At 43.9% G+C, this 15,136-nt stretch carries 12 protein-coding genes and 1 other annotated feature; all 12 genes read left to right on the top strand.

Features of this window, described 5'->3' with window-relative positions:
* Window positions 1-13 precede the first annotated feature (13 nt).
* The 12 genes from nusG to fusA all read left to right on the top strand — a co-directional run bounded on the left by nusG (window position 14) and on the right by fusA (window position 15,101).
* Window positions 14-547 (top strand): transcription termination/antitermination protein NusG, encoded by a 534-nt coding sequence (nusG, locus tag AC58UU_RS36285; protein WP_029196473.1) that lies wholly within the window; start codon window positions 14-16, stop codon window positions 545-547.
* 102 nt (window positions 548-649) lie between these two features.
* Window positions 650-1,075, top strand: coding sequence for a 50S ribosomal protein L11 (gene rplK / locus AC58UU_RS36290; protein WP_029196472.1), 426 nt, complete (start codon window positions 650-652; stop codon window positions 1,073-1,075).
* Window positions 1,076-1,195: 120 nt separating this feature from the next.
* Window positions 1,196-1,888 (top strand): 50S ribosomal protein L1, encoded by a 693-nt coding sequence (gene rplA, locus AC58UU_RS36295; RefSeq protein WP_497322322.1) that lies wholly within the window; start codon window positions 1,196-1,198, stop codon window positions 1,886-1,888.
* Window positions 1,889-1,942: 54 nt separating this feature from the next.
* Window positions 1,943-2,097 (top strand) — a sequence feature (ribosomal protein L10 leader region).
* Between the two features lie 66 nt (window positions 2,098-2,163).
* Complete coding sequence (gene rplJ / locus AC58UU_RS36300; RefSeq protein ID WP_497322323.1) at window positions 2,164-2,673, top strand: 50S ribosomal protein L10; 510 nt, start codon at window positions 2,164-2,166, stop codon at window positions 2,671-2,673.
* Between the two features lie 54 nt (window positions 2,674-2,727).
* A complete protein-coding gene (gene rplL, locus AC58UU_RS36305; RefSeq protein WP_497322324.1) occupies window positions 2,728-3,093 on the top strand; it encodes a 50S ribosomal protein L7/L12 in 366 nt (121 codons plus the stop codon).
* Window positions 3,094-3,238: 145 nt separating this feature from the next.
* Complete coding sequence (locus AC58UU_RS36310) at window positions 3,239-3,835, top strand: class I SAM-dependent methyltransferase (protein WP_497322325.1); 597 nt, start codon at window positions 3,239-3,241, stop codon at window positions 3,833-3,835.
* Window positions 3,836-4,217: 382 nt separating this feature from the next.
* Entirely contained in the window at window positions 4,218-7,757 is a 3,540-nt protein-coding gene (rpoB, locus tag AC58UU_RS36315; protein WP_171642875.1) for a DNA-directed RNA polymerase subunit beta, read from the top strand.
* 69 nt (window positions 7,758-7,826) lie between these two features.
* Entirely contained in the window at window positions 7,827-11,447 is a 3,621-nt protein-coding gene (gene rpoC, locus AC58UU_RS36320; RefSeq protein WP_497322327.1) for a DNA-directed RNA polymerase subunit beta', read from the top strand.
* Window positions 11,448-11,637: 190 nt separating this feature from the next.
* On the top strand, window positions 11,638-11,889 hold the full coding sequence (locus tag AC58UU_RS36325) for a ribosomal L7Ae/L30e/S12e/Gadd45 family protein (protein WP_171642877.1): 252 nt from the start codon (window positions 11,638-11,640) through the stop codon (window positions 11,887-11,889).
* 163 nt (window positions 11,890-12,052) lie between these two features.
* A complete protein-coding gene (gene rpsL / locus AC58UU_RS36330) occupies window positions 12,053-12,472 on the top strand; it encodes a 30S ribosomal protein S12 (RefSeq protein WP_028557500.1) in 420 nt (139 codons plus the stop codon).
* Window positions 12,473-12,516: 44 nt separating this feature from the next.
* Complete coding sequence (gene rpsG, locus AC58UU_RS36335; RefSeq protein ID WP_028557499.1) at window positions 12,517-12,987, top strand: 30S ribosomal protein S7; 471 nt, start codon at window positions 12,517-12,519, stop codon at window positions 12,985-12,987.
* 38 nt (window positions 12,988-13,025) lie between these two features.
* Complete coding sequence (fusA, locus tag AC58UU_RS36340) at window positions 13,026-15,101, top strand: elongation factor G (RefSeq protein ID WP_497322328.1); 2,076 nt, start codon at window positions 13,026-13,028, stop codon at window positions 15,099-15,101.
* Window positions 15,102-15,136: the final 35 nt, after the last annotated feature.

Below are 15,136 nucleotides of genomic sequence, written 5' to 3' on the forward strand. Positions count from 1 at the left end.
GGTGAATTTATTCATGGAAAAAAGATGGTACGTCGTACATACCTATTCAGGGTATGAGAACAAAGTAAAAGCCAACTTAGAGAAACGCGTTGAATCTATGGAAATGACGGACAAGATCTTCCGTGTGCTTGTGCCTATGGAAGAAGAGCTGGTAAACAAAGACGGCAAGAAAAAAGTCGTCATGCGTAAAGTTTATCCAGGTTATGTCCTCGTAGAAATGATTCAAACGGATGACTCTTGGTATGTTGTACGTAATACGCCAGGAGTAACTGGATTCGTAGGTTCTACAGGATCCGGCTCTAAACCGACTGCATTATTACCTGAGGAAGTTGAATCTATCCTGAAGCATATGGGTATGGAAGAGCCGAAGGAGAAAATCGACTTCGAACTCAAAGAAACCGTACGCGTCAAGGTAGGACCTTTCGCAAACTTTGTCGGCTCTGTTGAAGAAATTGTTGCTGACAAGGGTAAACTTAAGGTACATGTCAACATGTTTGGTAGAGAAACCCCGCTTGAGCTCGATTTCGACCAAGTGGAAAAGCTATAAAACAAGACAACCAAGGGTTTCTACCAGGTCTATTCCTCGGGATAGACCTTCGTTAGTGGGATGGCAATGAGATCCCATATTAAAAGCAAGGAGGTGTCTATCATGGCAAAAAAGGTTATTAAAATCGTTAAGCTTCAAGTTCAAGCTGCGAAAGCAAATCCAGCACCACCGATCGGTCCAGCATTGGGTCAAGCAGGTGTGAACATCATGGCTTTCTGTAAAGAGTTTAACGCTCGTACTGCTGATCAAGTTGGTCTTATCATTCCGGTTGAAATCACAGTATTCGAGGATCGTTCCTTTACATTCATCACTAAAACGCCTCCGGCTGCAGTTCTTCTTCGCGTCGTTGCTGGTATCGAAAAAGGATCCGGTGAACCAAACAAAAAGAAAGTTGCAACTGTGAAACGCGCAAAAGTTCGCGAAATCGCTGAACAAAAAATGCCTGACCTGAATGCTGCATCCGTTGAGGCTGCAATGCGTATGGTTGAAGGTACTGCTCGCAGCATGGGAATCACTATCGAAGATTAATTCCGCAAGGAATGCGGTTAAACGATAAGCGCAAGCTATCGAAGTGGGTTTTCTTCGAGGAAACTCTTCAGCCGCTCGGTGGGAGGATTATCCGCTAAAACCACTAAGGAGGATTTTAAAATGCCTAAACACGGTAAAAAATACCGCGAAGCATCTCAGCTTGTAAATGCTGAAGCTTTGTATGATCCGTCAGAAGCAATCGAGCTTGTTAAGAAAACAGCTACTGCTAAATTTGATGAAACTGTAGATGTTGCAGTTCGTCTGGGTGTTGACCCAAGAAAACAAGATCAGGCTGTTCGTGGTGTCGTTGTACTTCCGCACGGTACTGGTAAAACGAAACGTGTACTTGTATTTGCTAAAGGCGAGAAAGCGAAAGAAGCTGAAGCAGCTGGTGCAGATTTTGTTGGTGATGCTGACATGATCAACAAAATTCAACAAGGTTGGTTCGAATTTGACGTTTGCGTAGCTACTCCGGACATGATGAGCGAAGTTGGTAAACTGGGTCGTATCCTCGGGGGTAAAGGTTTAATGCCAAACCCTAAAGCAGGAACAGTTACTTTCGACGTTACCAAAGCTGTTCAAGAGATCAAAGCAGGTAAAATCGAGTACCGTCTTGACAAAGCGGGCCAAATCCATGCTCCACTTGGCAAAGTATCTTTCGATGCTGATAAGTTGAACGAAAACTTCAAAGCATTGGTTGATGCACTTGTAAGAGCGAAACCAGCAGCTGCTAAAGGTGTTTACCTGAAAAACATTGCTGTATCCTCCACAATGGGCCCAAGCGTTCGTGTGAACCTGCAATCCTTCAGATAAGTAAAAGCTACCAGTTGACTTCGGTTGCTGGGCGTGATACTCTATCAAAGGTCATAAAAATGAATATGCAAACCGTAGACAGTAGGTGCCAACGTGCTTAATTTCCTACCGAGGTGTTATGATATATATAGCGATTTCTTTGTACTTCAGGGAAATAGTGAACACATCATGCCTTCGTAGCGTCTACGAAGGCATTTCTTATTTTAGATAAGGAATGCTGATGCTCCTACTGTTTGCGATCTTGAAAGATAAATGCATAAGAAGTGAGGTGTACTATGGCAAACGCGAAAATTCTTGCACAGAAAGAACAAGCAGTAGCTGAAGTAACTGAGAAGTTTAAAGCTAGTGCTTCTACAATCATAGCAGACTACCGCGGTTTGAACGTAGCTCAAGTAACGCAGCTGCGCAAAACCTTGCGCGAAGCTGGTATTGAATTCGTAGTTCTCAAGAACTCGTTGGCTAGACGCGCATCGGCAAATGCTGAATTAAGCGCATTGGATGAGTACCTAACAGGTCCAACTGCTATTGCTTTCAGCAATGACGATCTAGTCGCTCCAGCGAAAATCTTGACTGAATTTGCGAAAAAGAATGATCAATTGAGCGTAAAAGGCGGCGTGGTCGAAGGCCGCGTAGTTGGATATGATCAAATCAAAGCACTTGCTGAACTTCCATCCAGAGATGGTCTTCTCTCCATGTTGCTTAGCGTTCTTCAAGCTCCAGTTCGTAACTTTGCACTTGCTGTTAAAGCAGTTGCTGAGAAACAAGAAGCTGAAGGTCAAGCTTAATTTTGTTTTACCACAACAACCACAAAATATATGAATGATAATGGAGGTTTAACCATGAGCAACAATGCAACGATCCTAGAAGCAATCAAAGGCATGACAATCTTGGAATTGAACGACCTGGTTAAAGCAATTGAAGAAGAGTTTGGCGTAACAGCAGCAGCTCCAGTAGCAGCTGGCGGTGGCGCAGCAGTAGCAGTTGAAGAAGCTCAAACTGAGTTTGATGTTATCTTGACTGGCGCTGGCGCATCCAAAATCAACGTAATTAAAGTAGTTCGCGAAATCACAGGTCTTGGTCTGAAAGAAGCGAAAGACTTGGTTGATGGAGCTCCTAAAGCAGTTAAAGAAAAAGTTAGCTCCGAAGAAGCAGAAGCTGTTAAAGCTAAGCTTACTGAAGCTGGCGCTTCCGTAGAAGTTAAGTAATCTTTCAATAGGAAACCTCTTGAAGCTTGACTTCAAGAGGTTTTTTTAACCGTTATAAGATGAGGTTTTTACCCTTAGGAAAGCCTTAGGAACGCTCTCGTTATTTGATTTTCCTAAAGGTAAAAGTGAAGGAGGAATTCATAACGTGTCAGAGCATTACTATACTGAGCGACCGACGGTTAAACGAGATGTCCACACTATGCAAGAAGTGCTGCGTGGTAAAACATATACGTTCCTGACGGATGCGGGAGTCTTTTCGAAAAAAGGTGTCGATTATGGTAGTAAGCATTTAATTGAAACCATGGAGCTGTGCGAGGATGCTAAGGTTCTTGATGTAGGGTGTGGTTACGGTCCTATTGGGCTAAGCGCTGCTGTCATGTGTCCGAAAGGGCATGTGACAATGGTCGACATCAACGAGAGAGCGATCGAGCTTTCAGCTGATAATGCGAAGCGTAACGGAATTACGAATGTGACCATCCTCCAAAGTGATCTCTTGGAACAAGTGCAGGGGCAGCGCTTTGATGCTGTTTTAACCAATCCGCCGATTCGTGCCGGCAAGGAAGTCGTTCATCGCATTTTTACGGATGCTTATGATTGCTTAGTTGACGGCGGGGCTATCTGGGTTGTTATTCAAAAAAAGCAGGGTGCTCCATCGGCCATGAAAAAACTCGAGTCCTTGTACAGTGAAGTTACTGAGGTATCCAAAGATAAAGGGTACAAAATTCTCAAAGCTACGAAGTAATCGAAAGCTCATTGAAGTGGGATGAAATCGTAACTGACAATCGTGGGAATTTGTTTGACTTGACATTTCAAATGTGGTATTATTAAAAAATGTCAGTATTAAGATGGGACACATGTCTTTAGTTAACAAAAATGTCAAGTGTTTTTTTCTTCCTGGATGAATAAAATTTGAACTTGTAACGTATAATGTTTGAATTTTAGGAAACTCTAACAGGATGGGAAGAAATATTTGGAAAAGTCTTATTGATTACAGGGAAAAACCTTCCTTCATACAGTCGCTTAATTCGGACGGGCTCCACTAACGGAGGCGTCCTGAGTGTACGTCGGTAGAAGTTTTTCTTCTTCTTTTTATTTATTGAGTAGAGTTGAGGGGTGAATGAAAGTTGGCGGGACATCTTGTTCAATTTGGACGACGTAAACGCAGGACTTATGCACGAATTAATGAGGTGCTGGGCATTCCAAACCTGATTGAAATCCAGCAAAAATCGTATGAGTGGTTTTTGGAAGAAGGACTTCGCGAGATGTTTCAGGATATCTCTCCGATCCAGGATTTTACAGGTAACCTAGTACTGGAGTTTATTGACTATAGCTTAGGCGAGCCTAAGTATTCAGTTGATGAATCCAAAGAACGCGACGTAACTTATGCGGCGCCGTTAAGAGTCAAAGTCCGTTTGATTAATAAGGAAACCGGTGAAGTCAAAGAACAAGAAGTGTTCATGGGGGATTTCCCTATCATGACTGACACGGGAACGTTCATTATTAACGGTGCGGAGCGTGTAATCGTCTCCCAGCTCGTTCGTTCACCCAGTGTTTATTATAGCACGAAAGTGGATAAAAACGGCAAAAAAACATATACCGCAACCGTCATTCCGAACCGTGGAGCGTGGCTAGAGCTTGAGACTGATGCGAAGGATATCATCTATGTTCGTATCGATCGCACGCGTAAAATCCCAGTAACTGTCCTTCTTCGTTCCTTAGGATTTGGTACAGATGCTGAGATTTTGGATTTGCTGGGTGACAATGAATACATCCGTAATACGCTCGATAAAGATAACACGGATTCTACGGAAAAAGCGTTAATCGAAATCTACGAGCGTCTTCGTCCGGGCGAGCCTCCTACACTTGATAATGCTAGAAGCTTGATCGTTGCTCGTTTCTTTGATCCGAAGCGTTACGATTTGGCGAATGTAGGTCGCTACAAAATCAATAAAAAACTTCACATCAAAAACAGATTGTTCAATCAACGTTTGGCTGAAACACTGGTGGACTCCGAGACTGGAGAAATCATTGCAGAAGCTGGGCAATTGCTTGATCGTCGTGTTTTAGATGAAATCCTTCCTTTTATTGAAAAAGGTGCAGGGTATAAAGAATTTACGATTCCTAAAGGTGTAACGGGCGCGGATACGATTCCAGTTCAGTGCATCAACGTTTATTCACCAACAGAAGAGGGCAAGGTCGTTAAAGTTATTTCTAACGGTGTTATTGATAAAACTGTCAAAAACATCACGCCTGCCGATATTATTTCATCCATTAACTATTTCATCAATTTGCTTCACGGTATCGGAAATACGGATGATATTGACCACTTAGGTAACCGTAGACTTCGTTCTGTAGGTGAATTGCTGCAAAATCAATTCCGTATTGGTCTTTCCCGTATGGAACGTGTTGTTCGTGAGCGTATGTCGATTCAAGACGCGAATGTGATTACACCACAAGCATTAATCAACATTCGACCTGTTATCGCATCGATCAAAGAGTTCTTCGGTAGCTCACAGCTTTCTCAGTTTATGGACCAAACGAATCCGCTTGCTGAATTGACGCACAAAAGACGTCTGTCTGCACTCGGACCCGGCGGTTTGACGAGAGAGCGCGCAGGTATGGAAGTTCGTGACGTGCATCACTCTCACTATGGCCGTATGTGTCCAATTGAGACGCCAGAGGGACCGAACATTGGTTTGATCAACTCCTTGTCTACGTTTGCCCGTATTAATGAGTATGGCTTCATTGAGGCGCCATATCGTTGGGTAGATCCGAAGTCAGGACTTGTAACCGACCAAATCGCTTACCTGACAGCAGACGAAGAGGATAACTATGTTATCGCTCAGGCGAATGCACAATTGACGGAAGATAATAAATTCGTTGAAGACGCAATTATCGTTCGTTATAAGGATGACAACTTAACACTTCCGGTTGAACGTGTCGATTACATGGACGTTTCTCCGAAGCAAGTTGTTTCCGTGGCAACGGCGTTAATTCCGTTCCTTGAAAATGATGACTCCAACCGTGCGCTTATGGGTTCAAACATGCAGCGTCAAGCGGTTCCGCTTTTGATCCCGAAAGCACCTCTTGTAGGAACAGGTATGGAGCATAAGGTCGCAAAAGACTCAGGAGTATGTATTGTCTCCAAATTCGATGGAATTATTGAGAAAGCTGCTGCGAATGAAATTTGGCTGCGTCGCCAAGAATTGGTCGATGGCAAGCTAGTTAGCGGCAACATCGTCAAATATAAACTGCACAAATTTATGCGTTCTAACCAAGGTACATGTATTAATCAACGTCCGATTGTGAAAAAAGGCCAATTGGTTAAAGCGGGCGATATTCTTGCAGATGGACCTTCAACAGAACAAGGCGAATTGGCGCTTGGGCGTAACGTTGTCGTAGCCTTCATGACTTGGGAAGGTTACAACTACGAGGATGCGATCTTGCTTAGCCAAAAGCTTGTTAAAGAAGATGTATACACTTCTATTCACATCGAGGAATACGAGTCCGAAGCTCGTGATACGAAGCTGGGACCTGAAGAAATCACACGTGATATCCCGAACGTTGGGGAAGATGCACTGAAAAATCTTGACGAGCGCGGTATTATCCGAGTCGGTGCCGAAATCGGCGCAGGCGATATCCTTGTTGGTAAAGTAACACCTAAAGGTGTAACTGAGTTGACTGCGGAAGAAAGATTGCTGCATGCGATCTTCGGTGAGAAGGCTCGTGAGGTTCGTGATACATCCCTTCGCGTACCGCATGGTACAGACGGTATTGTTGTAGATGTGAAAGTATTTACTCGTGAGAACGGCGATGAGCTGCCTCCTGGTGTGAACCAACTCGTTCGTGTCTATATCGCACAAAAGCGGAAAATTTCCGAAGGCGATAAAATGGCAGGACGTCACGGTAACAAAGGGGTAGTTGCACGTATTCTTCCGGAAGAAGATATGCCTTTCCTTCCAGATGGTACACCGGTTGAAGTTGTATTGAATCCACTAGGGGTTCCTTCACGGATGAACATCGGTCAAGTGCTTGAAGTTCACTTAGGTATGGCTTCCAAGTACCTGGGTATCCATGCTGCAACGCCAGTATTCGATGGAGCGCGTGAGTATGACGTGTTCGATGCGATGGAAGAAGCAGGTATGCAGCGTAGCGGTAAAACGATTCTGTACGATGGTCGTACAGGCGAATCGTTCGAACGCGAAGTTACCGTTGGTGTCATGTACATGATTAAACTGGCACACATGGTTGATGATAAAATCCATGCCCGTTCAACAGGACCTTACTCCCTTGTTACTCAGCAGCCGCTGGGTGGTAAAGCGCAGTTCGGTGGACAACGTTTCGGGGAGATGGAGGTATGGGCACTCGAGGCTTATGGAGCTGCTTATACACTGCAAGAAATTCTTACCGTGAAGTCCGATGACGTTGTAGGCCGTGTGAAAACATATGAGTCTATCGTTAAAGGCGAGAATGTTCCAGAACCTGGTGTTCCGGAATCATTCAAAGTTTTGATCAAAGAGCTTCAAAGCTTAGGTATGGATGTTAAAATCCTTTCCGGCGACGAAGAAGAGATCGAAATGAGAGAAGCCGACGATGACGACGAAGTCACTAGCGATAAATTAAACCTAAACTTAGAGGGCTCTGAATTAGGAGTCAATGAATAAAGAACACCACAATAGATCGAGAACGATTCACTGTATAGTGGGTTTAAATTCTTAAAGGAGGGTTGCTCCTTGATGGACGTTAACAACTTCGAGTTTATGAAAATCGGCTTGGCATCACCCGATAAAATTCGCTCTTGGTCCCGTGGGGAAGTAAAGAAGCCGGAAACGATTAACTACAGAACCTTAAAGCCTGAGAAAGAAGGTCTTTTCTGCGAAAAGATCTTCGGGCCTACCAAAGATTGGGAATGTCATTGCGGTAAATACAAACGAGTTCGTTATAAAGGCGTTGTTTGTGACCGTTGTGGCGTTGAAGTAACACGTCAAAAGGTACGTCGTGAGCGCATGGGTCATATTGAACTTGCCGCTCCGGTATCCCACATTTGGTACTTCAAAGGTATTCCAAGCCGTATGGGGCTTGCGTTAGATATGTCTCCAAGATCGTTGGAGGAAATTATCTACTTCGCTTCCTATGTGGTAACTGATCCAGGGGATACACCTTTGGAGAAGAAACAGCTGCTTTCCGAGAAAGAATACCGAAGCTATCGCGAGAAGTACGGTTATGCTTTCCAAGCGGGAATGGGTGCGGAAGCCGTTAAAAAACTTCTAGTCGATATTGATATCGAGCGTGAAGTAGATACACTCAAAGAAGAACTCAAAACAGCGCAAGGTCAACGTCGAAATCGTGCGATTAAGCGTCTGGAAGTTATGGAAGCATTCCGTAACTCGAAGAATTTACCAGGTTGGATGGTTCTGGATGTACTTCCAGTCATCCCTCCGGAGCTTCGTCCGATGGTACAGCTCGATGGTGGCCGCTTCGCGACTTCTGACTTGAATGATCTGTATCGCCGCGTTATCAACCGTAACAACCGTTTGAAAAGATTGCTCGACCTAGGCGCTCCGGATATCATTGTTCAAAATGAGAAACGGATGCTGCAAGAGGCTGTTGATGCTCTTATCGACAACGGTCGTCGCGGCCGTCCGGTAACAGGCCCTGGTAACCGTCCTTTGAAATCCCTCAGCCATATGCTAAAAGGTAAACAAGGACGTTTCCGTCAAAACTTGCTCGGTAAACGTGTTGACTATTCCGGTCGTTCCGTTATCGTTGTAGGTCCTAACCTGAAGATGTACCAATGTGGTCTTCCGAAGGAAATGGCACTTGAGTTGTTCAAGCCTTTCGTGATGAAAGAGCTTGTGAATAAAGGTTTGGCCCATAACATCAAAAGTGCAAAACGTAAAGTTGAGCGCGTAAGTCCAGATGTTTGGGATGTTCTTGAAGAAGTAATTAAGGAGCATCCGGTTCTTCTGAACCGTGCCCCTACGCTGCATAGACTTGGTATTCAAGCTTTTGAACCGATTCTGGTAGAAGGCCGCGCTATTAAGCTTCATCCGCTCGTTTGTACAGCTTACAACGCTGACTTCGACGGTGACCAAATGGCCGTTCACGTACCATTGTCTTCTGAAGCTCAAGCCGAAGCTCGCTTGCTCATGCTGGCGTCAGGTAACATCTTGAATCCGAAAGACGGTAAGCCTGTTGTTACGCCTTCACAGGATATGGTTCTGGGAAGCTTCTATTTAACAACAGATAACAAATTCGCTAAAGGTGCTGGTTCTATTATTAGAACGGTGCATGAAGCAGTTTCTTCCTACCAATCGGGCAAAATGGCACTGCACGCTCGGGTTGCTATTCCTGCAAGAGCATTGAACAAAGTTAGTTTCACTGAGAAACAGCAAAATGCAATCTTGATCACGACGATCGGTAAAATCATTATGAATGAGATTTTCCCTAGCGACTTCCCATTCATTAATGAACCAACTAAAACAAACCTGCTGAATGGGATTCCTGATGCTCACTTTGTTTTTGAAAAAGGTGCTGATCTTAGAGCTATTATGTTGGAACGTGAAGAGAACAAAGCGGTAGGTAAAGAATATCTCGGTTCTATCATTGCTGAGTGTTTCCGTAAATACCACACAACTCAAACGTCCATGATCCTTGATAAAATTAAAGAGCTTGGATTCACGTACTCCACCAAAGCGGGTATTACCGTAGCTGTCTCTGACGTTGTTGTTCCTACTGAAAAAGTAGCAATCCTCAAAGAATGTGAAGAGAAAGTACGTGTAGTTACGAACCAATACCGCCGTGGTTTGATTACAGATGAAGAGCGTTATGACCGAGTTATTGCGATCTGGAGTAAAGCGAAGGATGAAATCACAGATATTTTGATGAAATCCCTTGATAAATACAACTCTATTAGCATGATGGTTGAATCCAAAGCGCGGGGTAATAAATCTCAGATTACACAGCTTGGTGGTATGCGTGGTTTGATGGCGAATCCATCCGGTAAAATTATGGAGTTGCCAATTAAATCGAACTTCCGTGAAGGTTTGACAATCTTGGAGTACTTTATTTCCACGCACGGAGCGCGTAAAGGTCTTGCCGATACAGCGTTACGTACAGCTGACTCCGGTTACCTGACTCGTCGTCTCGTTGACGTAGCACAAGACGTTATCGTTCGTGAAGATGATTGTGGAACTGACAAAGGCTTCATGGTTAGCAAAATTCAAGATGGTAAAGAGGTTATTGAAGATCTCTATGACCGTATTGAGGGTCGCTATGCTTATGAAACTCTTCGTCATCCGAAAACAGGTGAAGTCATTGTTCAACGCAATGAACTCATCGAATCGGGTATTGCAGATACAATTATTGAAGCAGGTATCGAGAAACTTCAAATTCGTTCCGTTCTTAGCTGCCGTACCAATCATGGTGTTTGTAAGAAATGTTACGGTCGTAACTTAGCTACTGGCCAGTTTGTTGAGGTTGGTGAAGCAGTTGGTATTATCGCTGCTCAATCCATTGGTGAGCCAGGAACACAGTTAACGATGCGTACGTTCCATACCGGTGGTGTTGCCGGAGATGATATTACGCAAGGTTTGCCGCGTATTCAAGAGCTCTTCGAAGCTCGGAATCCGAAAGGTCAAGCGATCATTTCCGAAATTGATGGTACTGTGAAAGAAATCCGTGAAGCTAAGGACCGTCGTGAGATCGAAGTCCAAGGGGAAGCGGAATCCAAAGTATATGCAGTTCCTTACGGTTCACGTGTACGTGTTTCATTGAATCAACAAGTGGAAGCTGGAGACGAGTTGACTGACGGTTCTATCGATCCGAAGGAAATGCTCCGTATCAAAGGTATCCGCGGCGTGCAGAACTACATTCTGCAAGAGGTTCAACGCGTATATCGTAACCAAGGGGTAGAAATTAACGATAAACATATCGAAGTTATGGTTCGCCAAATGTTACGGAAAATCCGTATCGTTGACGCTGGAGATACAACGCTTCTTCCTGGTTCCTTCGTAGACATTCATGAATATGAAGCTGCCAACAAAGTTGCCTTGTTCGCTGGTAGTGAACCTGCTGTTGCAAGACCTATCTTGCTCGGTATTACTAAAGCGTCCCTAGAGACCGATTCCTTCCTATCTGCGGCGTCTTTCCAAGAAACGACACGTGTCTTGACGGATGCAGCAATTAAAGGCAAGGTTGACCAATTACTTGGTCTTAAGGAGAACGTTATTATCGGTAAACTTATACCTGCAGGTACGGGTATGCCTCGTTACCGGAATATCCGTATTACGGATCCGAACGAAGTGGTTGTACAAGACGAGGATCTTGAAAAAGAAACTGTCACTGTTGAATAGATTCGCTATGTAATCAGGAGGGATAGCCACTTTATAATGAAGTGCGCTGTCCCTTCTGATTTACTTTTACTAATCTAGCAAGACTAATAAAATATATGAAGTAATTCCTTGACACCCGAGTTTCAAAGTGCTACTATATCGTAGTGTGCCTAAGTCGATATTCTTTCCTTTTCTTTGAAGGGGGTGCCTTATGTCTTATGATAAAGTCAAACAGGCGAAGAATATAAGTGTAGGTACGAAGAAAGTTACAAAAATAGTCGAACAAGGTAAGGCAGTCGAAGTTTTTGTTTCCAAAGATGCAGATCCGCGATTGACGATAAATCTGGTAACTCTCTGTACGCAGAAGGGTGTACCTATTACCTATGTGGATTCTATGAAGATGCTAGGTAAAGCATGTGGAATTGAAGTTGGAGCTGCGGTAGCAGCTGTTGTAAATGAATAAACGCTAAAGACGTTTTTGTTAGTGGCCATAGCCTACATAAGTTTTTATAACTTTTCGCAGCTATCCATGGCAAGGACTTTCTCTTTGCTCATTTATGACTCGCCTGGATCTGTGGGCTTGCAAGAAGAACATCATGTTATGAATGTAGGGAGGAGGTGGCGATATGCCAACAATTAACCAACTAGTACGTAAAGGTCGTCAAGCGAAGGTGGATAAGTCTAAATCACCAGCTTTGCAAAAAGGTTTTAACGCTTTGAAAAGAGAAGCAACGGATTTGAGTGCACCTCAAAAACGTGGTGTCTGCACGCGTGTAGGTACTATGACTCCTAAGAAGCCTAACTCCGCACTTCGTAAATATGCACGTGTTCGTTTAACGAACCGCGTAGAGGTGACAGCTTACATTCCAGGTATCGGTCACAACCTGCAAGAACACAGTGTTGTATTGATCCGTGGAGGTAGAATTAAAGATCTTCCAGGGGTACGTTATCACATCGTGCGTGGCGCGCTGGATACTTCCGGTGTTAACAACCGTAAGCAATCCCGTTCCAAATACGGTACAAAACGTCCGAAAGTTAAAAAATAAGAGATAATAATCAGTGATGATTCTTATAAGAAAGGGGGATAACTATGCCTCGTAAAGGTCCAGTTACTCGCAGAGACGTATTGCCAGATCCAATTTATAATAGCAAACTAGTTACTCGTCTTATCAATCGCATTATGGTTGATGGAAAAAGAGGGGTAGCACAAACCATTCTATACAACGCTTTTAACCTCGTGAAAGATCGTACAGGTAAAGAGCCGATGGAAGTGTTTGAAGCTGCTATCAAAAATATTATGCCAGTGCTAGAAGTTAAAGCTCGCCGTGTTGGTGGAGCAAACTATCAAGTGCCTATCGAAGTAAGACCTGATCGTCGTTCGACATTAGGCTTGCGTTGGTTGGTAAACTACTCACGTCTACGCGGTGAGAAGACGATGGAAGAAAGATTGGCTTATGAAATCATCGATGCTAGCAACAGCACAGGCTCTTCCGTTAAGAAACGTGAAGATACACACAAAATGGCTGAAGCTAATAAAGCATTCGCTCACTATCGTTGGTAGAATTCTAAATCAATATCAGAAAGGAGACATAACGACCTATGGCTAGAGAGTTCTCCTTAAAAAACACACGTAATATCGGGATCATGGCTCATATCGATGCTGGTAAAACGACAACAACAGAGCGCATTCTGTACTATACAGGTAAAGTTCACAAAATCGGAGAAGTGCACGAAGGTGCAGCTACGATGGACTGGATGGAGCAGGAACAAGAGCGTGGAATCACGATTACTTCCGCCGCTACAACTGCGCAATGGGAAGGTCACCGCATCAATATTATTGATACCCCGGGACACGTTGACTTTACTGTTGAGGTAGAGCGTTCCCTTCGTGTGTTGGATGGAGCAGTTGGTGTATTTAGTGCGAAAGAGGGCGTTGAGCCTCAATCGGAAACAGTTTGGAGACAAGCTGATAAATACAACGTTCCACGGATTGCTTACGTAAACAAAATGGATATCATCGGTGCAGACTTCTTGCAAGTTGTTGAATCCATGCGTCAAAAACTTGGTGCAAATGCAGTAGCTATTCAACTTCCAATCGGTGCTGAGAATGAATTCAAAGGTATCATTGATTTGGTTGATGAAGTTGCTTATATGTACAAAGACGATCTTGGTAAGGATATCGAGAAAATCGAGATTCCTGCTGAGTTCAAAGATCAAGTTGCAGAACTTCGCTTGGAATTGATTGAGAAAGTTGCTGAGCTCGATGAAGAGCTTACAATGAAGTATCTTGAAGGCGAAGAAATTTCTGTTGACGAAATCAAAGCAGCTCTACGTAAAGGTGTCTGCGAAGTGAAAATCTTCCCAGTTATCGTAGGGTCTTCTTACAGAAACAAAGGTGTTCAATTGATGTTGGATGCGGTAATTAACTACCTGCCATCCCCTCTTGATGTACCTGACATTAAAGGTGTACTTGACGATGGTACTGAAGTGGTTCGTAAGTCTGCTGACGATCAACCTTTCTCAGCGCTTGCATTCAAAATCATGACAGATCCTTTCGTTGGTCGTCTTACGTTCTTCCGTGTTTACTCTGGTACCTTGAACTCCGGTTCCTACGTTGTTAACGCAACGAAAGGCAAACGTGAGCGCGTTGGTCGTATCTTGCAAATGCATGCGAACAGCCGTCAAGAAATCAGCATTGTATACTCTGGTGACATTGCCGCGGCCGTTGGATTGAAAGATACAACGACAGGTGATACACTTTGTGATGAGAAAAATCCAGTTATTCTTGAGAAAATGGTCTTCCCTGAACCGGTTATCCAGCTTGCTGTTGAACCGAAGACGAAAGCCGACCAAGATAAAATGGGTATCGCATTGCAAAAACTTGCTGAAGAAGATCCGACTTTCCGTGCTTCCACAGACGAAGAAACAGGACAAACGATCATCGCAGGTATGGGTGAGCTTCACCTTGAAATCCTCGTTGACCGTATGCTTCGTGAGTTCAAAGTAGAAACCAATGTTGGTAAACCGCAAGTAGCTTATCGTGAAACGTTCCGTGCATCAGCTAAAGTTGAAGGTAAATTCGTTCGTCAATCCGGTGGTCGTGGTCAATACGGACATTGTTGGGTTGAGTTCGAACCTCAAGAAGCTGGTACAGGTTTCATTTTCGAAAGCAAAGTAGTGGGTGGATCTATTCCTAGAGAATATATTGCTCCTATTCAAGCGGGTATCGAAGAGTCCATGAAGAATGGTGTAATCGCAGGATTCCCGCTCGTGGATATCAAAGCTACAGTTGTTGATGGATCTTACCATGATGTTGACTCCAATGAAATGGCGTTCAAAATCGCAGGTTCCATGGCACTTAAAGCAGCTAAAGAAAAATGTAAGCCGGTTCTTCTTGAGCCAATCATGAAGGTTGAAGTTACTGTACCAGAAGAGTACATGGGCGATGTTATGGGTGACCTTAACTCCCGTCGTGGACGTATTGAAGGTATGGATAACCGTCATGGCGCGCAAATCATCCGTGCTAAGGTGCCTTTGTCCGAAATGTTTGGATATTCCACAACACTTCGTTCGAGAACACAAGGCCGTGGTGTTTACTCCATGGAACTTTCGCATTATGAAGAAGTACCTAAGTCCATTGCAGAAGAAATTATTGCAAAAGGCAAAGGCGCTTAATATAAAAATACTAGTTACTCTAAGGAGGAATCGTT

The sequence above is a fragment of the Paenibacillus sp. JT22N1 genome, from assembly GCF_059692155.1.